Origin of the sequence: Tardiphaga sp. OK246 (assembly GCF_900188215.1) — a bacterium.
Taxonomy (GTDB): Bacteria; Pseudomonadota; Alphaproteobacteria; order Rhizobiales; family Xanthobacteraceae; genus Tardiphaga; species Tardiphaga robiniae.
This window is the reverse complement of record NZ_FZOX01000011.1, coordinates 46,696-71,437: the sequence shown is the minus strand read 5'-3', so window position 1 is coordinate 71,437 and position 24,742 is coordinate 46,696. Positions and strand designations below refer to the sequence as shown.

Annotated in this window: 22 protein-coding genes; 5 read left to right on the top strand and 17 right to left on the bottom strand. The window is 62.6% G+C overall.

The features are described 5' to 3' along the window. Nucleotides 1–5: 5 nt before the first annotated feature. Nucleotides 6–1,343, bottom strand: coding sequence for an LLM class flavin-dependent oxidoreductase (locus CHC01_RS30470; protein ID WP_089268109.1), 1,338 nt, complete (start codon nucleotides 1,341–1,343; stop codon nucleotides 6–8). Nucleotides 1,344–1,639: 296 nt separating this feature from the next. Between CHC01_RS30470 and CHC01_RS30465 the strand changes: the two genes are divergently transcribed. The 4 genes from CHC01_RS30465 to CHC01_RS30450 are packed head-to-tail and all read left to right on the top strand — an operon-like array spanning nucleotide 1,640 to nucleotide 6,865. Continuing rightward, entirely contained in the window at nucleotides 1,640–3,259 is a 1,620-nt protein-coding gene (locus CHC01_RS30465) for an ABC transporter substrate-binding protein (protein ID WP_089268078.1), read from the top strand. Between the two features lie 8 nt (nucleotides 3,260–3,267). After that, entirely contained in the window at nucleotides 3,268–4,185 is a 918-nt protein-coding gene (locus CHC01_RS30460) for an ABC transporter permease (protein ID WP_089268077.1), read from the top strand. Beyond that, entirely contained in the window at nucleotides 4,182–5,096 is a 915-nt protein-coding gene (locus CHC01_RS30455) for an ABC transporter permease (protein ID WP_089268076.1), read from the top strand. The genes CHC01_RS30460 and CHC01_RS30455 overlap by 4 nt, the downstream gene beginning before the upstream one ends. Next, nucleotides 5,093–6,865, top strand: a complete 1,773-nt coding sequence (locus CHC01_RS30450) for a dipeptide ABC transporter ATP-binding protein (protein WP_089268075.1) — start codon at nucleotides 5,093–5,095, stop codon at nucleotides 6,863–6,865. The genes CHC01_RS30455 and CHC01_RS30450 overlap by 4 nt, the downstream gene beginning before the upstream one ends. 28 nt (nucleotides 6,866–6,893) lie before the next feature. Here the strand turns inward: CHC01_RS30450 and CHC01_RS30445 are convergent, their stop codons facing one another. The 13 genes from CHC01_RS30445 to CHC01_RS30385 form a co-directional block, all read right to left on the bottom strand. Continuing rightward, nucleotides 6,894–7,496 carry an RBBP9/YdeN family alpha/beta hydrolase gene (locus CHC01_RS30445; protein WP_089268074.1) on the bottom strand — a complete coding sequence of 201 codons (603 nt, stop codon included), beginning with the start codon at nucleotides 7,494–7,496 and terminating at the stop codon, nucleotides 6,894–6,896. A gap of 57 nt (nucleotides 7,497–7,553) precedes the next feature. Next, nucleotides 7,554–8,945 carry an LLM class flavin-dependent oxidoreductase gene (locus CHC01_RS30440; protein WP_089268073.1) on the bottom strand — a complete coding sequence of 464 codons (1,392 nt, stop codon included), beginning with the start codon at nucleotides 8,943–8,945 and terminating at the stop codon, nucleotides 7,554–7,556. A gap of 59 nt (nucleotides 8,946–9,004) precedes the next feature. Next, on the bottom strand, nucleotides 9,005–10,165 hold the full coding sequence (ssuD, locus tag CHC01_RS30435) for an FMNH2-dependent alkanesulfonate monooxygenase (protein ID WP_089268072.1): 1,161 nt from the start codon (nucleotides 10,163–10,165) through the stop codon (nucleotides 9,005–9,007). Further along, nucleotides 10,162–11,133, bottom strand: coding sequence for a sulfonate ABC transporter substrate-binding protein (locus CHC01_RS30430; protein ID WP_089268071.1), 972 nt, complete (start codon nucleotides 11,131–11,133; stop codon nucleotides 10,162–10,164). Before CHC01_RS30430 ends, ssuD begins: the two co-directional genes overlap by 4 nt. A gap of 174 nt (nucleotides 11,134–11,307) precedes the next feature. Continuing rightward, on the bottom strand, nucleotides 11,308–12,132 hold the full coding sequence (locus tag CHC01_RS30425) for an ABC transporter permease (RefSeq protein WP_089268070.1): 825 nt from the start codon (nucleotides 12,130–12,132) through the stop codon (nucleotides 11,308–11,310). Continuing rightward, on the bottom strand, nucleotides 12,125–12,937 hold the full coding sequence (locus tag CHC01_RS30420) for an ABC transporter ATP-binding protein (protein WP_244558580.1): 813 nt from the start codon (nucleotides 12,935–12,937) through the stop codon (nucleotides 12,125–12,127). Before CHC01_RS30420 ends, CHC01_RS30425 begins: the two co-directional genes overlap by 8 nt. Nucleotide 12,938: 1 nt before the next feature. Then, on the bottom strand, nucleotides 12,939–13,946 hold the full coding sequence (locus CHC01_RS30415; protein ID WP_244558579.1) for an ABC transporter substrate-binding protein: 1,008 nt from the start codon (nucleotides 13,944–13,946) through the stop codon (nucleotides 12,939–12,941). A gap of 364 nt (nucleotides 13,947–14,310) precedes the next feature. Next, nucleotides 14,311–15,579 carry an acyl-CoA dehydrogenase family protein gene (locus CHC01_RS30410; protein ID WP_244558578.1) on the bottom strand — a complete coding sequence of 423 codons (1,269 nt, stop codon included), beginning with the start codon at nucleotides 15,577–15,579 and terminating at the stop codon, nucleotides 14,311–14,313. Between the two features lie 142 nt (nucleotides 15,580–15,721). Beyond that, nucleotides 15,722–16,117: a hypothetical protein gene (locus CHC01_RS30405; RefSeq protein ID WP_089268069.1), complete on the bottom strand. Its 396-nt coding sequence runs from the start codon at nucleotides 16,115–16,117 to the stop codon at nucleotides 15,722–15,724. 19 nt (nucleotides 16,118–16,136) lie between these two features. Continuing rightward, nucleotides 16,137–16,544: a hypothetical protein gene (locus tag CHC01_RS30400; protein ID WP_176454758.1), complete on the bottom strand. Its 408-nt coding sequence runs from the start codon at nucleotides 16,542–16,544 to the stop codon at nucleotides 16,137–16,139. Continuing rightward, nucleotides 16,541–17,731 carry a glycosyltransferase family 4 protein gene (locus tag CHC01_RS30395; protein WP_089268068.1) on the bottom strand — a complete coding sequence of 397 codons (1,191 nt, stop codon included), beginning with the start codon at nucleotides 17,729–17,731 and terminating at the stop codon, nucleotides 16,541–16,543. Before CHC01_RS30395 ends, CHC01_RS30400 begins: the two co-directional genes overlap by 4 nt. 8 nt (nucleotides 17,732–17,739) lie before the next feature. Continuing rightward, nucleotides 17,740–19,020: a glycosyltransferase gene (locus CHC01_RS30390; protein ID WP_089268067.1), complete on the bottom strand. Its 1,281-nt coding sequence runs from the start codon at nucleotides 19,018–19,020 to the stop codon at nucleotides 17,740–17,742. Continuing rightward, complete coding sequence (locus CHC01_RS30385) at nucleotides 19,017–19,811, bottom strand: WecB/TagA/CpsF family glycosyltransferase (RefSeq protein ID WP_089268066.1); 795 nt, start codon at nucleotides 19,809–19,811, stop codon at nucleotides 19,017–19,019. Before CHC01_RS30385 ends, CHC01_RS30390 begins: the two co-directional genes overlap by 4 nt. A gap of 108 nt (nucleotides 19,812–19,919) precedes the next feature. On the opposite strand from CHC01_RS30385, the gene CHC01_RS30380 reads away from it, so the two are divergent. After that, nucleotides 19,920–21,116, top strand: coding sequence for an endo-1,4-beta-xylanase (locus CHC01_RS30380; protein WP_349636636.1), 1,197 nt, complete (start codon nucleotides 19,920–19,922; stop codon nucleotides 21,114–21,116). 13 nt (nucleotides 21,117–21,129) lie between these two features. Here the strand turns inward: CHC01_RS30380 and CHC01_RS30375 are convergent, their stop codons facing one another. Genes CHC01_RS30375 through CHC01_RS30365 form a run of 3 tightly spaced genes read right to left on the bottom strand, consistent with a single transcriptional unit; the run spans nucleotide 21,130 to nucleotide 24,734 of the window. Beyond that, nucleotides 21,130–22,569 (bottom strand): oligosaccharide flippase family protein, encoded by a 1,440-nt coding sequence (locus CHC01_RS30375; protein WP_089268065.1) that lies wholly within the window; start codon nucleotides 22,567–22,569, stop codon nucleotides 21,130–21,132. Nucleotide 22,570: 1 nt separating this feature from the next. Then, nucleotides 22,571–23,602: an acyltransferase family protein gene (locus CHC01_RS30370; RefSeq protein ID WP_244558576.1), complete on the bottom strand. Its 1,032-nt coding sequence runs from the start codon at nucleotides 23,600–23,602 to the stop codon at nucleotides 22,571–22,573. A 25-nt stretch (nucleotides 23,603–23,627) separates the two neighbouring features. Then, complete coding sequence (locus CHC01_RS30365; RefSeq protein ID WP_176454757.1) at nucleotides 23,628–24,734, bottom strand: acyltransferase family protein; 1,107 nt, start codon at nucleotides 24,732–24,734, stop codon at nucleotides 23,628–23,630. Nucleotides 24,735–24,742 lie beyond the last annotated feature (8 nt).

Here is a 24,742-nt window from a genome sequence, read left to right as displayed (position 1 = left end):
TGCTATCACGCCGTGACGGCCGCTGCGGGACGCTTTGCATAGCGGCTGGGCGGACGTTCGAGTCCGAAGTGGTCGCGCAGCGTGGTGCCCTCGTAGTCGCGGCGGAAGATGCCGCGCTTTTGCAGCAGGGGGACGACTTCGTCGACGAACACGGCCAGGCCTGTCGGGAGTACGTCAGGCATCAGGTTGAAGCCATCGGCGGCACCGGCCCTGAACCAGGCCTCGATATCGTCGGCGATCGCCTCGGGCGTTCCGACGATGATGCGATGACCGACGCCGCCGCCCAGCGCCTTGAGCAGTTGCCGCACCGTCAGATTATCCTTGCGGGCCATGGCGACGGTGCCCTTGAACATCGTCTGGTTGGCATTGGCCGGCAGTGGGATGTCCGGTAGTGGCTTGTCGAGTTCGAGGATATCGGGCGAGACATGCAGTGTTCCCGCCAGGCGCGACAGGCTGTACTGGATAGGCACCAGGTCCCACAACTCATCCTGCCGTCGCTGTGCTTCGGCCTCGGTGCTGCCGATGATGGTCGCAAGGCCCGGCAGGATCACGATGGAATCCGACGGGCGGCCATAGGCGACGGCCCGCGCCCGCAGATCGCGCGCATAGGCGACGCCGTCCTCGATCGATTGCGACAGCGTGAACACCGCGTCGGCCTGCGCCGCGGCGAGGTCGCGGCCGTCGCTCGAACCTCCGGCCTGTACGGTGATCGGCCGGCCCTGCGGCGAGCGCGGCACGGTCAGGGCCCCGGCCACGGTGTAATGCGTGCCGCGATGATCGATGGCGTGGACCTTCGACGTATCGACGAAACGCGCCGTCGCCTTGTCGCCGACAAAGGCATCGTCTTCCCAACTGTCCCATAGCGCGTGCACGACTTCGGCGAATTCCTTCGCGCGCTCATAGCGCAAGCCGTGTTCGAGCACGTTCGAGAGGCCGAAATTGCGGCTCGCAGACGCGTCCGCCGTGGTCACTGCATTCCAGCCGACGCGTCCGCCACTTGCATGGTCGAGCGTCGCGAAGCGCCGTGCGATGTTATATGGCTCGTTATAGGTCGTGGATGCAGTGGCGATCAGGCCGATATGCGTGGTCGCCGCAGCCACGCTTGCCAGAACGATGGTCGGCTCCATGGATTGAAACGGCCGCAGGTCGATGCGGTCGGTGATGGCCGGCGTGTCGGCGAGAAAGATCGCGTCGAATTTTCCGCGCTCAGCGATCTTCGCGACATTCACATAATGCTGCACATCGTAGAACGCGCCGGGATCGCTGTCCGGCAGCCGCCATGCCGATGCATAAACCCCGGAATGGAGCAGGTTCACGTTGAGATGCAGTTTGCGTTCACTCATGGAGCATTCCTGATGGGCGAGGCGGAGAGCGATCCAGTTGTCTTCGGGCTCGCACGTATGACATTCGCCCACTGATCGCATCGCATCGCGAATGATCTTTCAAACTTGGTGTCGCGACGGTGAGATCGCGTGAAGTGCATTGTCTTTGCGCGGATTGCAGATTTAGATCGCGCTACAAATTGCTACCGCGTTGCAACGCTCAGATGAAGTGGCAACTCCATGCCATCGATCACTTCAGAAAATGCGAGACGTTGCTGCTGCGGTTGGTAGTGAAAAACACCAGCGGACGGTCCCCAATGAGGAAGATTAGTATTTCGCCACGCACTGCGATCGTCATCGCGTCGGTCATGCTGGGCGGACAGCTTGCGCAGGCGCAGGAAAGCAAGCCGGTTTCCGGCGGTGCCATCACATGGGGCGTTGCGACCGAGCCGAGCTGCTTCGATCCGCATCGCGCCTCGCAGCAGGCTGCATTTTTCGTGGCGCGCAACTATATCGACTCGCTGGTTGGCAAGAAGACCGACGGCACCTTCGCGCCATGGCTGGCGACTGAGTGGTCGATCTCGCCGGACGGCAAGGAATATACGTACAAGCTGCGCGAGGACGTCGTCTTCCACGACGGCGAGAAGTTCGACGCGGCGGCGGTGAAGGCGAATTACGATTTCGTCAAGAAGCCGGAAAACGCCGCCAATGCAGTCGCGCTGCTGCAATATTTCGATCGTGCCGAAGTCGTGTCGCCCTATGTCGTCAAATTGATCCTGACGCAGCCGGATTCGACGTTCCTGGAGTCCACGTCCAACGTCAAACTGGGCATCATCTCGCCAAAGGCGCTCGCCAAGGGCGACCTGTGCGGCGGTGGGCCGCTGCTGGCGGGCAGCGGGCCGTTCGTATTCGAGCGCTACAGCCGCGGCCAGTCGGCGGTGTTCGTGCGCAACAAGGATTACAAGTGGGGGCCGGGGTATGCGGCGCATAGCGGGCCGGCCTATCTCGATCGCGTGACCTTGCGTTTTTTGCCGGAGGCTGCAGTGCGGGCCGGTGCGCTGACGTCGGGGCAGGTCGATCTGATCGAAGGCGTGCAGCCGACCGACGTGGCGCTGTTTGCGGATCAGGCCGAGTTCAAGTTGCTGACCGGCCCGTCCGGCGCCAGCACGTCATTCACCTTTAACATCAACTACACCATTCCGCCTGCGGATGACGTGCGGGTCCGGCGCGCGCTGCGAGACGGCTTCGATCTCGAGCCGCTGGTCAAGCAGGTCTATCTCGGCACCGTGCCGCGTGCATGGTCCATCATTGGCCCGGCCAACCCGGCCTATAACAAGGCGCTGGTCGGTGCGTGGGGCAACAATATCGCGGGCGCCAACAAGCTGCTCGACGAAGCCGGCTGGACCGGCCGCGATTCTGAGGGCTTCCGCACCAAGAACGGCGTGCGCCTGAAGATCGACGTCGGCTATCCGCAGCCTTACGTCCGCGACAACCGCGAAGTGCTGATCCAGGGCATCCAGGCCGCGTTGCGCAAGAATATCGGCTTCGATCTCAACCTGCGCATCATCACCGCTGGCGAATATGCCAAGAACAACGCCAACGGCAACTGGACGATCTATCCGAACACCGACAATCCATCGGATCCGGCGCGGGAGTTGTGGGACATGCTCGGCTCCAAAGGGTTTCTGTATTCCAACATCGCCAATCCGGATCCTCAGATCACGGGTCTGATCGATGAAGCGCTGCGCTCGACCGATGTGACGAAGAAGCGTGCCCTCACCGATGAAATCCAGAAGCTCGGCGTCGATCAGGCCTTCATCGTGCCGATGTTCGCTCCGAGCTGGTTCCTGGCGGCGAAGAACAACGTCAACGGGCTGAGCTTCGAGGCGGGTTTGGACTCGCCGTCGAGCGCCTATGACTTCTGGCTGGCGAAGTAGACGAGATCATGTGGTCTCGTATCATTTCCAGATTGCTCACCAGCCTCGTGGTGGCCTGGGCGAGTGTGACGGCGGCATTCTTGGCGCTGCACGCCTTGCCGGGCCGCATCCAGGATATCCTGGCGGGCGATCTGGAATATCCAGGGCTGCGCGAGGCGATTGCGGCGGAGTGGGGGCTCGATCGCAGTCTGCCCGCGCAGTACCTGGATTTTCTTCTGCGCATCCTGCAGGGCGATTTCGGCACGTCCTATGTGCTGCGTCAGCCCGTCACCGAGGTGGTGGGATCACAACTGATGCCGACCGTGCAGCTTGCGCTACTCGGCGGGCTTCTGGCCATCGTGATCGCAGTCGGGCTCGCGCTGCTGACAGCCGGCCGCGGGCGCATCTCGCGCCAGATCGCATCCTTTCTGGAATTGGTATTCGCATCCACGCCGGTGTTCTGGCTTGGCATCCTGCTGCTGATGGCGTTTTCCTTCACGCTGCGCTGGTTTCCGGTGTCCGGTGCCAGTGGCTGGCAGTCGATCGTGCTGCCGTCGCTGACACTGGCATTGCCGACGGCCGGCCTCCTCGCGCAGGTGCTGCGTGAGGCGATGGAGAAGACGCTCGATCAGCCCTTCGTCACCACGGTGCGTTCGCGCGGCGTCGGCGAGCTCGTGATCCGCGCACGCCATGTGCTCCGGCATGCCTTGCTGCCGGCGGTGACGCTCGGCGGCTGGCTGATCGGCGGACTGCTCGGCGGCGCTGTGATCACGGAGAAAGTCTTCGGGCGTCCGGGTCTCGGCACCGTGACGCTCGGCGCCGTGCTGACCCATGACGTGCCGGTGGTGCTGGCCGTGGTGCTGCTGGCCGCTTTCATCCATGTCGCTGCGTCGACCTTGCTCGACATCCTGTATCTGCTGATCGACCCGAGACTGAGGGCGCAATGAACGTGCAAACCCGTCCGCTCGCGGACCTGTCCATCGCGCTTGACCCGCAGGTTAACCCGCCCGGTGCGGTGGAACCGGTGACGACGGCGGCCGTGATCGCGCCGCGATTGCTGTCATCGGGCCTTGTGATCTCTCTGGCGTTTCTGTTCGTGCTGCTGCTGGCCGCGGCATTCCCGCGCGCCTTCACCCAGTTCGATCCGCTGATCGGGGATTATGCGCTGGGGCTGAAGCCGCCGAGCTGGGAGCATCTGTTCGGCACCGACCGGCTCGGCCGCGACGTGTTCGCGCGGACCATCCACGGCACGCGCTATTCGCTCCTGATCGGGCTCGGCGGCATGGCGATCAGTCTGGCCTTCGGCATCGTGCTTGGCATTCTCGCCGGACAGCGCAACCGCTTCCTCGACGAGGCGACGTCGCGCGTGTTCGACGTGCTGTCGTCATTCCCCGGCGTGCTGCTGGCGATGCTGGTGGTCACGTTTCTGGGGCAGGGTATGCTCAACATCGCCATTGCCGTGGGCATTGCCGGCATTCCGAAATTCGGCCGGGTGATCCGTGCCCAAACGCAATTGGTGCGCGATGCCGATTACGTAACGCATGCGGTCGTCTACGGCCTCGGCCGCTGGCAGATCTTCATCCGCCATGTGCTGCCGAATGTCTTGGTCGCGGTGCCGGTAATCGCGACGGTCTATATCGGCAATACGATCCTCGCGGTGTCGGGCCTCAGCTTTCTCGGCCTCGGCCCGCAGCCGCCGACGCCGGAATGGGGCGTGATGCTGGCGGAGAGCCGCGACGTGCTGCGCGTGGCGTGGTGGCCGGGCGTATTTCCCGGCCTCGCCATCACGCTCACGGTGATCGCCTTCACGCTGGTCGGCAATGCCATCCAGAAACGATTTGAAGGACGGCTGGCATGACGGACAAACCATATCTGGTCGTTCCACAGCCCGATGATCTGCTAATCGATATCGAGGGGCTCTCGATCGGTTTTGCCGGCGCCAATGGCGGCGTGCCTATCGTCCGGAACTTCGACCTGACGATCCGCCGCGGCGAATGCGTGGCTTTGGTCGGCGAGTCCGGATCGGGCAAGAGCATTACGGCACGCAGCCTGCTCAACCTGTCCGGCGATGGGGCCGAGGTCGACGCTGATCGATTCCAGATCAAGGGCCGCAATGCGTTGCAGTTTCGCGAAACCGACTGGCGCAAGCTGCGCGGCACGGTCACCGGCCTTGTCATGCAGGATGCGCTGGTGTCGCTGGATCCGCTACGCACCATCGGCCAGGAAGTCGGCGAGGTGCTCTCCGCGCATCGGACGTTACGTGGGCGACACACAGTTGCCGCACGCGTCACCGATGTGCTCCGCAAGGTCGGCATTCCCGATCCCGAACATCGAGCTACACAATATGCGCATCAACTCTCGGGCGGTTTACGCCAGCGCGCACTGATTGCGTCGGCCATTGCAGCCGATCCAGATCTCATCATCGCAGACGAGCCGACCACATCGCTGGACGTCACCGTCCAGGCGCAGGTGCTCGCCGTATTGGCCGAGCGCGTGCGGGAAGGCGCCGGACTGCTGCTGATCAGCCACGATCTCGCAGTTGTGGCTGGCATTGCCGATCGGGTGATCGTGATGCGCGACGGCCGCATCGTGGACAGCGGAGCTACGGCGGATGTCTTGCGCCGTCCGCGCCATCCCTATACGCGCCAGCTTCTTGCTGCGATCCCATCCGCTGATTCAAAAGGACATTTGCTCGCGTCTGCCCGATTTGACGTTGCAAGCGTCGAAGGGAACGGCGCCGTCGGGTCTGTCATCGTCCGGGAGCCGCTGCCGGTCCGAAAGCCGTCGGACGAAGCTTTGGTGCTCCAGGTTGAGGGCATTTCTAAACGTTATGTCCAGCGGCGACCGGCTGCGGTCGGCGCGATATCGCCGCCGGCGCTGGATCGGGTCAGTTTTGCTGTGAAGGCCGGCGAGGTTGTCGGCATCGTCGGCGAATCCGGATCTGGCAAGTCGACATGCGCCAAGATCGTGCTCGGACTGCTCGCGCCGGACGAGGGCGAGGTGCGCCTGCTCGGGCAGCGCTGGTCCGGGATGGCGGAGGCCGAGCGGCGCGCGCTGCGCGCAAGGCTGCAATATATCCCGCAGGATGCCCTCAGCAGTTTCGATCCGCGCTACCGGGTCGCTGATGTGATCGCCGAAAACCTGGCCGGTGATGCGCGCGCAAAGCGCGACCGCATCGTCGCGCTGCTCGAGCAGGTCGGGCTAAATGCGGGGCATCTCGGCCGCTATCCGCGCTCCCTGTCCGGCGGCCAGCGTCAACGTGTCTCCATTGCACGTGCACTGGCGGCGGAGCCGGACATCATCGTGTGCGACGAGCCGGTGTCGGCGCTGGATGTTTCGATCCAGGCGCAGGTGCTGGATCTGCTGAGCGAGCTGCAGGCGCGCCTCGGCACCGCGCTGCTTTTCATCTCGCACGATCTGGGCGTCGTCCAGCATATCGCCGATCGTGTGCTGGTGTTTCAACGCGGGCGGATCGTCGAATCCGGACCGGTCGATCAGGTGTTTTCCAACCCGGCCGATGATTACACCAGGGCCTTGTTGTCATCGATCCCGGCGATCGAGAGTGCCTTCGTGCGTTCGTCTGCCAATGCGGCGATAGCTGGCCCTTCGACGGCACGATCGTTTTGAACGGAACGACAAGACGGCTTGAAATACTCTACGACGCCGGCACCCGTTTGCCGGTCGTGCGGTTTCGGAATGGCCGTGGCGGGTGCCGTGCCGTCTCGGCTTTCGCTGCCAGCGCATCGACCAGGCGGTGCGCGGCCGGCCACGCGCCATAGCCCGACGCGATATTGATGTGGCCGGCATCGCCCATATTGACGAAGTCCGAGCCCCAGCTCCTGGCCAGCATGCGCGCCCGCTGCAGCGACATGAAGGGATCGTTGCTGCTGGCGACGACGATGCTCGGAAACGGCAGGGATGTCGTCGGCATCGGTGCAAAGTTGCGCAATTGCGGGAATGCGTCGGTGTTCGTTTCCACATCGGCCGGTGCGACCAGAAGTGCGCCGCCGATTTTGATGTCCGGCATCCGCAGCGCTGCATGAGCTATAAGGATGCAGCCGAGACTGTGGGCGACTGCGATCGCGCCGGGATTGGCATCTGCGCTCGACAGAAGTCGCTCCACCCAGCGATCGAGCACAGGTGCGTCCCAGTCGTCCTGCTCGACGCGGCGCGCAAACGGCGTATGGCTCTGCAACAGGGTCTGCCAGTGGCCGTCCGGCGAGCCGTGAAGGCCCGGGATGATCAGAGCGCCTCGCATGCGTCGATCCCTCTGCTGCTTTGGTGCCAGCCCGAGCGGTAGGCCGACTTCGAGTCGTTACTCCGCGGCGATAGCGGATGGCAGCACGGGGCGGAACGAGGAGGCTGGATGCGGCGACTGCAGCCGTGCGCGACCGGCACCGAACAGCTTTTCGCGAAGCGTGCCGGGCGCATAGGCACTCTTGTAGATACCGCGCCGGGTCAGTTCCGGAACCAGCAGATCGACGATGTCCTCGAAGCTTCCGGGCGAGATCGCGAAGGCGAGGTTCAAACCATCGACGTCGGTCTGCGCGACCCAGTCCTCGATGGCGTCAGCTACCTGTTCGGGCGTTCCGACCACGATTGGCCCGATGCCGCCGATGCCGACATGCTCGGCCACCTCGCGCACCGTCCAGGTGCGATCGGGATCGGCGCGGGTGATATTGTCCATCGCCGTGCGGCCGGCCTCGTTGTGGACGTGCTCCACCTTCTGGTCGAGGTCATAGGTCGAGAAATCGACGCCGGTCCAGCCGGACATCAGCGTCAGGGCGCCCTCATGGTTGATGTAGCGACGATACTCCGCATGTTTCGCGGCGGCTTCCTCCTCGGTGCGGCCGAGGATCACCGTCATCATGCTGAACATCAGGATTTCCGACGGATCGCGCCCGGTCTCTGCCGTAAGCGCGCGGATCGCAGCGACGCGCGGCGCGATCACCTTTGCGGATGGACCGGACATGAACACGCATTCGGCGTGTTGCGCGGCGAACAGTTTTCCGCGCAGCGACGTTCCGGCCTGATAGAGCACCGGCGTTCGCTGCGGTGACGGCTCGGAGAGATGGATGGCGTCGAGTGTGTAGTTCTCGCCATAATGCTGGACGCGGTGAACACGCGACGGCTCGGTGAAGATGCCGCGCGCCTTGTCGCGCTGCACGGCGTCGTCTTCCCAGCTGCCTTCCCACAGCTTGTAGACGACCTCCATATATTCTTCGGCGACGTTGTATCGGTCGTCATGGGCGTTCTGGCTGGCCTTGCCCATGCCCTTCGCGGCGCTGTCGAGATAGCCGGTAACGATGTTCCAGCCGATACGGCCATCGGTGAGGTGATCGAGGGTCGACATCCGGCGCGCGAATGGATAGGGCGGCTCGTAAGACAGCGTACAGGTCACGCCGAAGCCGAGATTCTCGGTAACGGCGGCCATCGCCGACACCAGCAGTAGCGGGTCGTTGACCGGCACCTGTGCGGCATTGCGCAATGCCGCGTCCGGATTGCCGCCGAACACGTCGTAGACGCCGAGCACATCCGCAAGGAACAGTCCGTCGAACCGTCCGCGTTCCAGCGTTCGCGCGAGATCGAGCCAGTAGGGCAGGCGATTATAGTCGCCGGAGCGATCGTCGGGATGCGTCCACAGGCCGGGCGACTGGTGCGCCACGCAGTTCATGGCGAACGCGTTGAGGCGAATCTGCTTGGTCATGTGGTGTCCTCCAGATGCCGCGGCGTCATTGCACCGCTGGGATCGAGACCGGCGGCGCGTCAAACTTTTGCTGTCGTCCGGCGGTGATCGGCGAGCGGTTCTCCGAACGGTCCGGTATTGGCGCGGAACTGCCGGACATTGCTGGTTTGTTGCAGCGACAGCAGCGGAAACACCAGTTCGGCAAACCGATAGGCCTCTTCGAGATGCGGATAGCCGGACAGGATGAACGTATCGATGCCCAGGTCCTGATATTCGCGGATACGTGCGGCGACGGTGGCGGGATCGCCGACCAGCGCCGTGCCGGCGCCGCCGCGCACCAGGCCAACGCCGGCCCACAGATTCGGGCTGACCTCGAGCCGGTCGCGCCGGCCGCCGTGCAATTGCGACATGCGCTGCTGGCCGACGGAATCCATTCGCCCGAGAATCTGCTGCGCGGATGCGATCGTGTCGTCGGTGAGATGCTCGATCAGTTCGTCGGCGGCTTTCCATGCCGCCTCGTTGGTATGGCGGACGATGACATGCAGCCGAATGCCGAACGTGATCTTGCGGCCGCGCTGCTCGGCGATTCCGCGCACGCGTGCGATCTTCTCCGCCACCTGCGCCGGGGGCTCGCCCCAGGTCAGGTATTTGTCGACGGTATCGACGGCGACATCGATGCCGGCATCCGACGAGCCGCCAAAATAGAATGGAGGATGGGGCGTCTGGATCGGTGGATAGAGGATGCGGCCGTCTTCGACCGTGATGTGCTTGCCCGCGACAGTGACGGCTTCGCCGGCGAGCTCCCGCGCGTAAACATTCAGAAACTCACGGGTGACCTGATAGCGTTCGTCGTGATCGAGGAAGACGCCATCGCCCTTGTTCTCGACGGCATCGCCGCCCGTCACGATGTTGATGAGCAACCGTCCGTTGGTCAGGCGATCCAGCGTGGCAGTCATGCGTGCCGCCACTGTGGGCGACTGCAGTCCGGGTCGCACGGCGACGAGATAGCGCAATCGTTCCGTCCACGGCGCGATGGCCGATGCGATGACCCAGGAGTCTTCGCAATTGCGCCCGGTGGGGAGCAGGGCCCCGTAATAGCCGAGTTTGTCCGCGGCACGCGCAATCTGCCGCAGATAGTCGAAATCGACCTCGCGCGCACCGGCCGTGGTTCCGAGATAGTGGCCATCGCCGCTGGTCGGCAGGAACCAGAGAATCTTGAGAGCGTCGTCGACGGCCGTCATGGTGCGGGTGTCCCGGCGGCGTCGGCTACGGCAATGGCTTTCGGGATCAGTCCGAGCGCCAGAAACGTATCGGCCAGTTGCTGCTGCTCGGTGATGACCTTGCGATCAATCGGCTTGATCCCGTAGGCCTGCCGCTTGAGCGCGACCTCCAGGACAGGAACCGGCAGGCCGACCGAGGGGCTCAGCTGTTCGGCCACCGCCTTGATGTCCGTCTTGGCCCAGTCGTCGACTTCCCGCAGGCCTTCGAGAATCGCATCGACCACCTTGGGATCCGATTCCAGGAATTTCTGCGATGACAGATAGAACTGGTAGTTCGAAACTGTATCGGTGCCGTCGGCGAGAACCGTCGCCTCGATCGCGGCTTCAGCGGCCGCCTGGAACGGGTCCCAGATCACCCAGGCATCCACGGCACCGCGCTCGAACGCCGCGCGCGCGTCAGCCGGCGCCAGGAACACCGGGGTGATGTCGGAATATTTGACATTGGCTTTCTCCAGCGCCTTGACGAGGAGATAGTGAACGTTGGAGCCCTTGTTGAGCGCGACCTTCTTGCCCTTCAGCTCGGCGACCGATTTGATCGGACTGCCTTTCGGCACCAGGATCGCTTCGCCCTTGGGCGCTGGCGGCTCATAGGCGACATAGCGGATCGGTGCGCCGGCGGCCTGCGCGAAGATCGGCGGTGCCTCGCCGGTGTTGCCGAAATCGAGCGCGCCGACATTGATGGCTTCCAGCAGCGCGGGGCCCGCCGAAAACTCCGTCCATTTGATGTTCCAGCCAAGTGCCTTCAGGCGTGGCTCCAAACTCCCCTTGCTCTTCAGCAGAACCAGCTTGCCGTATTTCTGGAAGCCAATCCGGACGGTCTTCTCCTGCGCGTGTGCTGATCCGGAACCGATCAGCATGGGAGCGGAGACGACCGCCACGCCGAGACCTATGGCGATGGCGGCTTTCAAGATTATTCGTCTGGCATGCATTGTCGTTGTCCTGCATTGGGGCGTGAAAGGCACCATCACTGATGACGCATTAGAGTCCCAAGCAGGCGATCTGGGGAATTCCAAAAACCAGGACGATCATGGGTTGATCGCTCTGCACAATGCCGCCATCCGGAGAACGTTGTGCTTCCGGTATTGCCGCCGCAGATTGCTCGCTCAGGCCTGCTCCTGGCCCCAGCGCTGAACGGTAATCCGCGTCAACGTCCGGAAGATCACGCCTTCAACAATGAGACCGATCAGGATGACCGTGAGCAGTCCCGCGAACACGCTGGCCGTCTCCAACTGTGCACGGCTGGTGTAGATGAACCAGCCGAGACCGCCGGAGCGCGCGCTGACGCCGAATACCAGTTCGGCCGCGATCAAGGTTCGCCATGCGAAGGCCCAGCCGATCCGTAGGCCCGACAGGATTTGCGGAAACGCTGCAGGCACCAGGATCTCCACCACGAACCGGCCGCCGGACAGGCCGAGATTGCGGCCAGCCATTCGCAGCGTCGGCGGCACGGCGAGGAAGCCGCCATAGCAGGCCAGCGCCACCGGCCACAGTACCGAATGGACGATGACGAAGATCAGGCTCGGCGTGCCGATGCCGAACCAAAGCAATGCAACGGGCAGCAGCGCGATGGCGGGAAGCGGATTGAACATCGAGGTCAGCAGCCCGAGCGCCTCGTTGCCCCAGCGCGACAGCGCGGCGAGGGTGGTGAGCGCCGCGGCGACGGCGACGCCCAGCGCATAGCCGGTGATCAGGACACGCAGCGACGTCAGGGTGCGATCCGGCAGTTCACCGGAGACGATAGCCGCCCACAGCGCCGACAAAGTCGCGCCCATGGTCGGCAGCAGCAGCGTATTGTCCAGCCAGCGTGCATAGAGCTCCCAGATCAGCGCGAAGCCCAGCAGGATGACGGCACGGCGCCACGGCGTACCATCGAACACGCGCCGCAAAGCGGGCGCGCGCACCAGTTTCGGCGCAGCGATATCAGACATGTTCGGTTTCCGGATCGGCGAAAACGCTCTGCTGGATCTGCCGTTCCAGCTCGGCGAAGCGCGCAGTGCCGCGGATGCGGGTGTCGGGCGGCACGTCGAATGTCGCGGCCAGCCGGCCGGGATGCGGCGTCAGTGCGAGGATGCGGGTGCCGACGCGGATCGCCTCGTCGATGCCGTGGGTGACGAACAGTGCCGTGCTCCCGGTCTCCTCGCACAGCTTCAGCAGTTCGTCCTGCATCTGTCGACGCGTCAGCGCATCCAGTGCAGCGAACGGCTCGTCCATCAGCAGCAATGCAGGCTCGAGCGCGAAGGCACGGGCGATGGCGACGCGCTGCTTCATGCCGCCGGACAGTGTATGCGGATAGGCATCGACGAAATTCTTCAGCCCGACGCGGCTGAGCCAATGACGCGCGACATCCTCCGCCTGCCGGCGCGGCAGCGACTTGCCGCGCTCCAGCGCGTAACGGACATTGCCCAGCACCGTGCGCCATGGCAGCAACTGGTCGAATTCCTGAAACACCGTCATGCGGTCAGGGCCGGGCGCATCGATGCGCCGCCCGTGTAGCCGGATCTCGCCGGTGCTTGGCTTCAGGAAACCGCCTACCGTACGCAGCAGCGTGGACTTGCCGCAGCCCGACGGGCCGAGCAACACCAATCGCTCGCCGGCCGAGAGCGTGAAGCTGACATCCTCGACAGCCGTGAGGATGCCGTCGCGGGTGGGATAGCTGATGCTGACATGATCCAGCGTCAGCAGCGGCGACACGGCGTCACCGACGAAGTCAGCCGATCGCGGTGCGACGTTCACGTCAGCTCCCCGGCTTCTCTCCGAGGCCGGACCAGAACAGATCCCGCCACGACGCCGGCGCCTGCTTGATGAGGCCGACCTTGGCTTCGAAGTCGGCGAATTTCTGCGCGCCCTCGGGAATTGTGGTGAAGTTGATGTTCTTGTCGCGAATGATGCTCTCGACGAAGTCCGGCGTGAGCTTCGAGTTTTCCGCCTTGATGTAGAGCGCGGTGGCTTCTTTCGGATTGGCCTTGATCCAGTCATTGGCGCGGTCGAGCCCGCGCACGAAGGCCTGGATCGTCTTCGGATTGTCGTTGACGAATTTTGTGGTGGCATAGACCACGTTGAAAGTGTGCGGGCCGCCGAGCACGTCGTAGCTGTTCAATACCTGATGCACCTTACCGCTGGCGAGTTGCTGTTGCGAGAACGGCGGTGAGGTGAAGTGTGCCGTGATCTCGGAGCGACCTGACAGGATCTGCGCCGTGGCGTCCGGATGCGGCATGCTGACGGTGAGTTCGTCGAGCTTGTCGTATTTGCCGAACGCCTTGTCGGCCGCCATCTGCAGCACGATCGGCTGGAAACCGACCTTGACCGACGGCAGCGCGATGCGGTCCTTCTCGGTGAAGTCGGCCAGTGTCTTGACGTTCGGATTGTTGGTGGTGAGGATATTGGCCATCGATCCCAAGGCGGCGACACCGATGATCTTGGCGGTGGTCCGCGTCTTGTCCCAGGTCAGGATCATCGGCGTGATGCCGGCGGTCGCGAAATCCAGCCCGCCGGAGATCAGAGCTTCATTCATCGATGCGGCGCCCGAGAGCCGCAGCCATTCGATCTTCGGAGGCGTGATGCCAAGCGCCTTGGCTTCGTCCTCGATCAAGCCTCGTTCGCTGGCGACGATGAGCGGGAGATAGGCGATGCCGAATTGCTGCGCGATGCGGAGTTGGGCCGTCTCGGCCCGAACGCCTTGCATAGTCGCCGCGACAAAGCCCAATGCGAGCGCGCCGACGTGCAGAAATTTTGCTGTCTTCATGGTGTGTTTCTTCAATACCGGCTTGTGCGAGCCAAGTGTCGCGGTTTCAACAATTCGCAATTACACTTCAGGAAATCAGCAAAATGGTCCAGCGTGCAGATGCGATGGCACCATGTTCGGAAGAAGCCTGCTGGCACGACGGTGAATGTAGGAGAGTTTTTCTCGGAATTGCTTGTCCGAGAGAACGTCGTTGACCTGTCGGCCAGCAGTTTCAGGGCAGGGTTGCTGATTGGGGGCTGTCCCAAGCGAGACGTCTGGTAATTTCGGCACCCGCGCGCCGCCTCCGGATGCCGATCGACCTCCTGACGCCATCGCTGAATGGTCGCAGCGCTCAATCAAACAGCGACGGCTTTCGCCGCGCGCGTCATTGCTGTTCCGTCTTCCAGTCGCGCTTGATCTTCTTGGCGAGCGACCATTTGTGGACTTCGGTCGGGCCGTCATAGATGCGGAAGGCGCGGATTTCGCGGAAGGCCTGTTCGACGATTGTTTCACCGGAAACGCCGGTGCCGCCCATCACTTGCACGCAACGGTCGGCGATCCGCATCAGCGCTTCCGATACGGCGACCTTGGCCATCGAGCTTTCGGCCGTTCCGAGCGAGCCGGTGTCGAGCACGTCCGCGCACCAGTCGATCATCAGTTCCGACTGTTTGATATCGATCAGGTTCTCCGCCAGCATGAAGCCGACGCCTTCGTGATCGATCAGGGCCTTTCCGAAGGCATGGCGGCGACAGGCATAGTCGGTCGCGATCTCGTTGGCGCGGATCGCAAGACCCAGCCAACGCATGCAATGCGACAGGCGCGCCGGGCTGAGGCGGATTTGCGCGTATTTGAAACCATCGCCTGACGCGCCAAGCATCTGGTCTGCAGGCACACGCAGGTTATCGATCTCGATCTCCGCATGGCCGCCGGGCATCGAATTGTCGATCGTATCCAGCACACGCAGGGTGCGGATCGCAGGATCGGGCAGGTCGACGAGAAACATGCAGGCGCCATCCTCGGACTTCGCCATGACGATCCCGACCTTGGCGCCTTCCGCGCCGGTGATGAACTTCTTCCGTCCGTTGATCACCCAGTGATTGCCATCGAGCCTGCAGGTGGTTTGCATCATCGACGGATCGGAGCCTGCGCCGCCTTCATCTGCCGGTTCGGTCATGAAGAATGCCGAACGCGCTTTCCCCGACACCAGCGGCTCCAGAAAGCGCGTCTTCTGTTCGGCGGTGCCAACCTTGCCGAGGAGATACATATTGCCCTCGTCGGGTGCCATCGTGTTGCAAGCCAGCGGCCCCAGAGGCGAAAGGCCCGATTTGATCAGGGCTTTCGCCGTCTCGCGCTGCGTGAGGTGCGATCCATCCGCAAGAATGTGCGGGGTCAAAACGCCGGCCTTGCGGGCCTTGTCGCGCAGTTCCTGCACCAGTTCGTCGCTCGGGCCGTGAGCACCTGTCCGCGGATCTTTCTCATAGGGGATGACTTCGGCGCGGATGAAGGTCTCGATCCTGGCGGCAATGGCGTCGGCGCGATCAGTCATGGAAGCAGATACTCCGGTCGCCCCTTGGGCGAAGCCCTGGGCGGGATTGAGGCAGGCGGGGCCGATCACGGTACGGGTGGTGGCCGGCGACGAGGTGAGGGATAGCATTTACACGATCAGTATGCCCGATCGCATCGAACTCGGCTACGAGGCATCGATCACCGTGAAGCGTGTCGTGGCGTCACTGACCCGCGCATGGCGTGCTGGTCGGCCGAATCTTGATCGGCTGGTCTTGACCGGTGGAAAACCGCTATTTCGGCGCCGGCTCGGCGGCATCGAGATTGATGCCCGGGAAACGCCGCTTCAGGTCCCGTTTCAGCGATCTGAAATGCTCGATATTGTTTTCGAGCGTCCGCAGCCGTGCTTCGCCGATGCGAATCTCGTCGTCCGATTTCTGCAGGAGTTCCGCCCGTGGGTCCGACTGGCTGTTGACGTCCTCGATCTCGTTACCGCCGACAATTGCGGCGATGGAGATGACGTCTTCCAGTCGACGCTTCAGGCCGTCGTGCTCGTATTCTGCGCTGCGCAGGCCGGAGTCGATGGTCGCCGCAATGGCAAGAACCAGCCGTTCATCGGTGATGCGATCGCGTTCCGGCGAGCGTGTCCGGAATGTCTCGGACGAGGAGCGAAAGATGCGCTTCAGCATGGCGGCATTTCCCTCTGGCTCAGGTGAGACCCTTGATCTTCTTACACGATGTTGCTGAACCTGACGACATCTGCACAATGCCCGATGTCGATTTCGTTAGCACGAGCTCCTTGGCGGAGATGAAGCGTAGCGTGGCTCTGGGGTTGGCGTCGCAGAATCGCGACAGCGTCGCCGCGGTGGCGGCCACCGTGTCCTGTTTCGGAATCACCGCGATGGCCCCATCCTTCAGGATGTAGGCATCTTTGACGTTCGGCATCGTCGCCGTCGCGGTGCAGACCTTGAACAGGCCTTCATAGGCCTGTGGCGGCATGGTGAGATCGCCTGCAAGGCCGCCGAGCAGATACTCCCGGCTCTTGTTGCAGTTGTCGGCCTGCGCGGCGCCTGCGGTGAGCACGAGCAGTGTGACGATGGCAGCGAGTTGTTTCATGCCGATGCCCTCAGCTCCGATCCGGTCTGCAAGGCATCCTCCGATGGCGATGGCCGCTTCAAACCATAGGTTTCTGCGGCGCAGCGTTCCCACGACAGATCACGCGCATGTGCGGCGGCGCCAGCGCCGAGGCGCGCCCGCAGCTCATCGTCCTCGGCCAGTTGCCGGATCACATGGGTGATCATGTCGACGCGGGGGGCGACCAGAAGGCCAGACTGGCCGGCGAGCACCGCATCGGGCACGCCTCCGATATTGCTCGCGACGCTCGGCAGGCCCGTGGCACCGGCCTCGAGATAGACGAGACCGAAGCCTTCGACGCGGCCGGACGAATCCGGCACACCGGTCAGACAAAAGAAGTCCGCCGCACCGTAGATGTCGCGAATTTCTTCATTCGATAGCGCGCCAAGTAGCCTGATGTCGCAGTCCGACGCCGCGATCATGCCGCGAAGCTCATCGACATAGTCAGCCTCTCCCTGCGGACCGATGACCAGCCATGTGATGCGCTGACGTAATTCGTCAGGAAGCTGCGCGAGGGCGGCGAGCGTGAGGTGATGTCCCTTGCGCCGCGTGAGCCGCGCCACAGTGACCATGACGATCCGGTCGGGCGCAATGTCATAGATCGCGCGCGTGGCAGCGCGGTCGCTGCGCCGGCCGGACCAGAAATCGGAGACGCCAAGGCGAATGGCATGGATGCGCCGTTCGTCGATCGTGAATCTTTTGCGGAACAGCTCGCGTGTGAAGTTGCTATTGGCAGCGACCTCGGTGCGCGGCCCGAACACGCCACTGAAGCGGATCGCCAGTCGCTTCAGTGGCGTCTGAGTCTCATTGATCTCTGTACCGTGCACGGTCATCAGCATTCGGGCCGGCGTGCGGCCGCGCGCGAGTGCGACCGGAATGAAGAAGGGCCAGTCGGCGGCATGCACCACATCGAACGGGGCCGTACCAATGCGGCTGCGCGCCAGCATGATCTTGGCAGGCAGATCGCGCGCCGAATGCAATCCGCCGCTGAAGCGGTGGATTGCGAAGGGCATGGCGCGATCGTCGGCTGACATATCCTGTGCGTAATCGGGAGCGACCAGCGTCACCCGCGCGCCGAGCTGCGTTGCAGCCAATGCGATCTCGTGGGCGTAGGTACCTATCCCGCCGCGTGCGGGAGCATATTCGCTCGATAGCAACAGGATATTCACAGATAGCCTCAGTGTGCCGCGGAGGGCGTCATCGTCATGTTGCGCGCGTTCTGGATGTCCTGGTGATAGGTAAAGACGCGCGCCAACTGTGTCGCCGGTGTGAAATTATCGATCGCGCTGGCAACCTGCACCGGGTTGATCTCGCCGGTGCCGATCGCATCGCGGGTATCGAGGAAACGTTGGGCCAAGTTCTCGATCATCTCGTCGCGAGATGGGCTGCGGGAAATGAGATAGCCGCTCTCGCCATCATGAATTACTGATTCCAGTTGCGGCAGGTGCACCGCGACGACCGGGCGGCCGACCGCAAGCGTCTCGAGCACGCAGCGCGGCATGCCTTCGAATTCCGACGTCAAGATGCCTGCGTGGGCATTGGCCAGTGTTGCGGCCATGCCGACAGCGTCCTTGAAGCCGTGCCGGATCGTGATGTCTTCGATCGCCGCGAATTCGGCAAAGCGATGCGGATCGCTGGTCCCGATATAATGGAATTCGAGATGGCCATGCAGCCGCTCGCGCAGGCGGGCGATGGTGCTGAACATCAACGGCGGATCCTTGAACTCGTCAAGGCGTCCCGCGAAGATGATTCGGAACGGCTCGGTCATCGCCGGAAATGGTTGTGGCTTGAAGATGTCGGTGTTGACCCAGGTCCACAGCGTATCGATCTTGCCGCTCTGGCCGGGATAGGTCTTTTGCAGCCGTTCGGTGATGAACGGATTCACGCACAGAAATTTTGCGCTGGTCGTGACCGCGAAACGCTCGCCGATATTGTGCACGAACGAATACTTCTTGAGGAGCGAATCCATCTGCAGCTTCGGCGCGCCCTCGCCATGCAGCATCTGGATGAAGGGGCGGCGCAGCAGCGTCGGCAGCCAGGAAAATTCGACGCGGCGCAGATCAACCGTGCAGCCGCGCTCGCGGATCAAGCGCGACACCGGTCCGAAATAGCGCAGCAACGCCATGAAGAACTGGCCGGTGAGTGATGAGCGGATGGTGCGCGCGGCCTCTCGGGCCTGCTGGTCGGAATAGTGCAGGATCGGGAGAAAGTCGAAGTCGCGCCCGCGGAAAGTCAGCCGTCGCACTTCGCCGAGCTTGAGGTCGCCGATCGAATCCACGCCAACGAACAGGATATCCGTGTCCGTGGGATGGAAGGTGATGAAGTCGCGGATATAGGTTTCTAGCCCACCCACCTTCTGGCCGCGCGGATCGAACGGGTGGATGAGGCAGATCTGGTAGCGTTGCTTGGCCGGCGCGGCGTTCCGGGCGCGAAGACCCAGAGTGAGTGTCGAGGTCATGCGGCTTTCCTCATGCGAGCGTTCAGGATTTGTGGAAGCGTACTGGCGATCAAACGTGGCACGGCGGCAGCGCAGCGTGCGTAACGGGGCGCAAGGCGGCGCGGATCCCGCAACATGCGCCAGGCCCATTCGAGACCGGCACGTTGGGTGAACATCGGTGCGCGAACCTGTGTACCTGCGATGAAGTCCAGCGCCGCGCCGAAACACAGGCAGCCCGTCCCGTCCAACTCATCGATACAGCGCGAAGCAAACACTTCCTGTCGTGGCGCGCCCAGCGCGAGGAAGCAGAGCTTTGCACCGGATGCGCGGATCTGTGCAATCGCTGTATCGGCTTCCGCTGAATAGGCCTCGAAGTTGCGACCAGGCGCGAAGGTGCCGACGATCTGCAAGCCCTGATATCGCTTGCGCAATTCTGCTGCAGTCTTGTCCAGCGTTGGCCTGTCGGAACCGAACAGAAAGATGGGAAGCCCCTTCTTGCCCGCAGCTTCGCACAAGGGAGCGGCAAGATCAGCGCCGGTTGTTCGTGAAATAGGTTTGCCGAGCAGATGACTGAGAACGACGATCGGAAAGCCATCCGCAGTCACGAAGCGTGCGCGCCGATAGGCTGCGCGAAAGTCGGGCTTTTGTTGCAGATGTACGACATGATCGAGATTGAGCGTGCATACGCTGAAGTTATCGCCGCGTTCGGCCGCTTCTACGATCGATAAAACGGCTTCATCGAGCGATGAAACGTTCACGGTGACTCCGTCAACGGTGAGATTTTTGGCGTGTGGCGCCTGCGTCTTCGACATGTCGGTCCCCTGATGACGATGTAGCCGAGGTACGCTTGAACGAAGTGCACACCTGCTTGCTGCCGATGCAGCAAAGAAAAGTGAGTCGAAAATCATCTCCCCGACGTCATGGACATCAAAACGAACTATTGCGACGCAACGATGGCGATGCTGTCGCGCAATATGGAAAAGATAGCAGTCACGATTTTGAATCGATGGAGAGTGGATATGTTCGAATGTTCAAGGAGAAAGTCGCTCGCAGTCATCGCCGGTGCGACAGTCGCTATGCAACAACATGCACTCGGCGCGACTCAAATGCAGAGCCTTGGTACAATTGCGGCAAAAAATGGTTTGATGTTTGGCGCGGCTGCAGGGCCGGTGATCGACAAGGATGTCGGATATCGTGAGCTTTACACAACACAGACGAAAATTATAACGACGGATATCGCTCTGAAAATGGGCACGCTTGCGCCGATGGCGGGTCCGAAGCGATTCGAGAGCGCCGATCGATTGCTACAATTTTGTGCGAGCAATCGCATTCCCATGCGCGGTCATTGTCTGATCTGGAACGAATGGGTTCCGCAATGGATCAAGTCCATGAGCAATTCCGAGCGACAAGCTTTCTTCGATAGTTATATCGATGAAGTCGCCGGGCGCTATGCCGGCCAATTGCAGTCATGGGACGTCGTGAATGAGCCGTTCTGGCCCGGTCACAAGGCACCCGGCGGCTATCGCCTTGGCCCGTGGTACGATGCCTTTGGCACTGATTATATCAGGCGCGCCTTCGCGCGGGCCGGTGCTGTGGATAAGAAGACTAAACTTGTGCTCAATGAGGCACAGGCGGAACGCGATGACGATGTCGGTCTCGCGGTACGCACCGGACTGTTGCGTTTGGTCGATGAATTGCAGCATGCCGGCGTCCGGCTTGATGTCGTCGGCCTGCAGGGCCACTTGCAGCCGCGCTATCCGCATGATCCCCAGCGGTTTCTGGAATTCGTCCACGCGCTCGCCGAACGCAAGGTCGACATCTACATCACCGAATTCGATGTCCGCGACGATACGTTCCCTGATGATGTAGCCACGCGCGACAAGATGATTGCGGAGACCGGCGGGAAATTCCTCGAGACGGTGCTACAGGTCCCGGCGGTCAAGGCCGTGATCGCGTGGCAGCTGTCCGATCACTATTCATTCTATACGGACGCCGCGAGAAAGAAGAATCCTCTCGCAGAACGACTGCCACGGCCGCTGCCGTTCGATGAGAACATGCAGAAAAAGCCGCTGTGGTACGCAATGGCCCGTGCGCTGGAGACCGCCAAACGGTCGTGACGATTTCACGACATTAGAGCTCCGAGAGTTGCGGCTGCCGGCGCAGCATCCGAAGCAACGTCGGCCCGTAAAGGATGGCAAGGACCAACATGTAGATCGCCGCGCCTGCGGCGACATGTGCCGCCAGCAGGACATGGTTGGGCGCTTCCGGCAGTTGCGTCAGCAGTGCCGCCATGGCCCCGGTTGCGAGGACGATGCGGGCGAGATGCGCCCAGGGCAGGGTCAGGCCGAATTTCGAAAAACCGATGATGAAACTGACCAGCGCTGCGGCAATGGCGGACAGCACTGTCGCGCCGGCCGCGCCGACAAGTCCCCAATAGTGGATACAGATGAAGCTCGCCACGATCGTCACCAGCGCGTCGATGCTGGAGACCACGATCATCAGCTGGGTCTTGCTGTGCAGGAGAAACACCTGGTCGCCGAAATGGGCGCGGATGTTGCGGATCGAACCGGCCAGGGCCGAGAGAGGGAGAATCGCCAGCGTCACCTGCTGAAACGGCGTGGCGATCAGCAGGTGCACGATCTCGGCGCGGAGCAGGAAGATGCCCGCAATGCTCGGCGCCAGAATGCCGATCAGCAGTGCACTGTTGTCGGCGAGCTGGCGCATCGCAGCCTTGCTGCCGCCTTGCTCCATGCTCTTGACCGCCAGCGGAAATGCCGCTGCCGTCACCAGCATCGCAGCCACCGCGGCGGCGCGCTGGCCCAGACCATAACCAACGGCAAAAAGGCCGGCGGCGGCGACGCCGAGCATGTCATTGACGATAAAGCGCGACGCATTGAGGCCGACCCAGCCCAGCGCACCACCGATAATCAGCGGAATGCCGTAGCTCACCGCATGGCGAATGATCTCGCGATCGATCGGCCACAGGCGGCGGCTGTAGCCGATGTGGGGCAGGACGACCAAAGCGGCAATGAGCTGCGCGGCGGCATAGCCCAGCAGCGGCCATTCCGGCGACGGGCCGATCAGCTTGATGAGTACCAGGCCGAGAATGAAGCCGATCGACGGTCCGACGATCTGCTGGATCGAATAGACGCCGATCTGGTGCCGGACCCGGGCGCGTTCGGCGATATAGAGATTGAGCGAGCGGCTGATGACATAAGCGACGGTAGCGCCGAGCAGCGCCGGGTTGGTGTCAGTCGCAATCACCGTATAGAGCACACCGATCACGGCGGCGCTCTGCAGCACCAGCGAAACAAGAATGACGACATTCTCCGTACGATAGAATCGTTCGGCCTGTTCGCCATCCTGATAGCGACCGAAGAAGCGCAGCGCATATTGCGACCACCAGGCCAGGAATGCGATCTGCAGCAGCTCATGCGTTGCCGTGATCAGCGTGATCACACCCAGCGTATGCTCGTTGACCACATGGGTCCACACGATCATCGCGATCAGCTGGAACATCGGCCCGACGATCTGGGCCGGAAGATAAAGGATGGTGCGCTTCAGTAGCATGTCAGGCTCCGAGCCAGCGGGCCGCGCGCGGCGGCGCCCATCGTTGCACGGCGAGCAACGCGACGAGGCTCAGGGCGACGGTGATCGCATACATCAGAAATGTCCCCGCAACCGGGCCGAACTGGCGCAGTCCGCCATGATCGCGCAAGGCCATGACAATGAAAATATGCCAGAGATAGATGAAGTAGCTGCCGGACCCGAGCATGGCCAGGACCGGCGCGCGGATGCCGAGTGCGAGCAACAGCACGCAGAGTGCGGCTGCGTAGCCGAAGAACGCCATCGAATCATAATCCGCAGCGTCGCCGATCTTGAGCAGTCTCGCCGCCGCATAGATCACATAGGCCAGCAGTGCCGCCGCAGTCAGCATCAGGCGCATCCGTGGAAGGGCCGGCCGCGCCGTCGATCCGGCGACCAGCATTCCCAGAGCCACGAAGCTGAACCAGAACGGGATATCACGCATGCGCACTTCTTCGATCAGTCCATCGGATAGTCCGCGCTGGATCAGCAGGGGATCGAGATAGCTGCCGATGATCAGGCCGAAGACGAGGGCGAGCATCAGGACGACGCGCAGTCGCTCATTGGCTTGGGTCGGCTCACGATGGGCAAACCACAGGGTCAGCCAGAGCATGAGCGTACAGCCGAGATAGACGAAGACATAATAATACACGAACACGTAAGCGAGCACGAAACGGGCAGCCGTTGTCGTTGGGCGGTGATCCATCGCCGGGTTCTGCAGCGCCATGTAGAGATAGGCCGCAGCGAAAGCGATGGCGTAGGGGATCAATGCGGCCATGACGCGCTTGCCGAGTGGAACGCGGCCCGACAGGGCGGTCAGATAGCCGGATGCGAACAGGAAGATCGGCACACAGGGGCGCAACGCCGCGTCGAGCATGGTCTTCCACGATGCATCGAGCGGTTGCTGCAGCGAATGGATGCCGATCACCATCAGAATGGCGAGGCCGCGCATGCTGTCGATGGCCACATCCCGGCTGGCCGTCCTCGTTTGAGCCAGCGGCCGCGCCGTCCCGGACATTGTCTGTGTTGCATCCACCATCAGGTCACGTCTGCCTTGGCACCGTCGCCGCGGCAATTCGCGTGCTGAAATGGCGATCATAAGCGTCATTGAGCGCGCGCCGCATGGGCGTCTCGAAATAGCGCAGGGACAGAATGCTGGCAGCGGCAAGAACGGCGATGGCCAGCGGCACCAGGGTCAGCTTGCCACCGGGAATGACGGGAGCAAGAAAGCGTGCGGCCAGGGTCAGGACGACGGTCGCGACCGGAATATGCAGCATGTAGGAGGAATAGGTCAGCGACGACCAGCGCTCGAAGCCGAGCCGCGAGAACAGGGTGGTCTGGCCGGAGATGTCGTGATGGATGGCGAGCACCGCGATGAGATAGATCACTGCGAGGGCTGCCATGATCGGAAGCTGCGCGCCGAAGATCAGGAACAGGACGAGGGCCATGGTCAGCAGGCCCGGCATCGCCGGAAGCCGGGCAATCCGGTCGCGAAACAGCCAGCAGGCAATGCCGAGATTGAAGGCAGGCAAAGCGCGGAAGGCGCCGCCCTTGTTGATCCAGTCCGGCCAGGGCTCGGTGCCCATGGCAACGGCATAGATGCTGTTGGCCAGCAGCGGCAGCACGACGAGGGCCACAATCACCGTCCTGCTCCGCGCGATCATTAGCACCATCAGCGGAAACAGCACGTAGCAGAAGAACTCGGCCGACAGCGACCAGCTCGGAAAATTGAAGGTCAGCCGGTCGCCATCGATGGCGTGCAGCAGCAGGAACTGCGCCGGCAGGTCTGAGAACGGATAGCGCGCCGGGTTGTCGGTCTTGGCGATGCCGGCATGAAGCGCCAGTGCGATCAGGATATAGAAAGCCAGCGTTGCCAGATGCAGAGGATAGATCCGCGCGAGGCGCCGCCACAGGAAGCGGCCGACCGCGGCGGGTGAGCCAACTTTCGCCAGATACTGGCTGGCAATGACGAAGCCGGAGATGACGAAGAACAGGTCGACGAACAGATTGAAGTGCCAGGTGTGGTCCACCATGAAGCGACCAATTGGCAGTTCCTTGATGTAATCCGAATAGTGCAGGATCACGACGGCGCTGGCCGCAACGATGCGCAGCCCGTCCAGATGTCGTGTGCTGGTGTCGATATCCTGCAAGAAGCCAT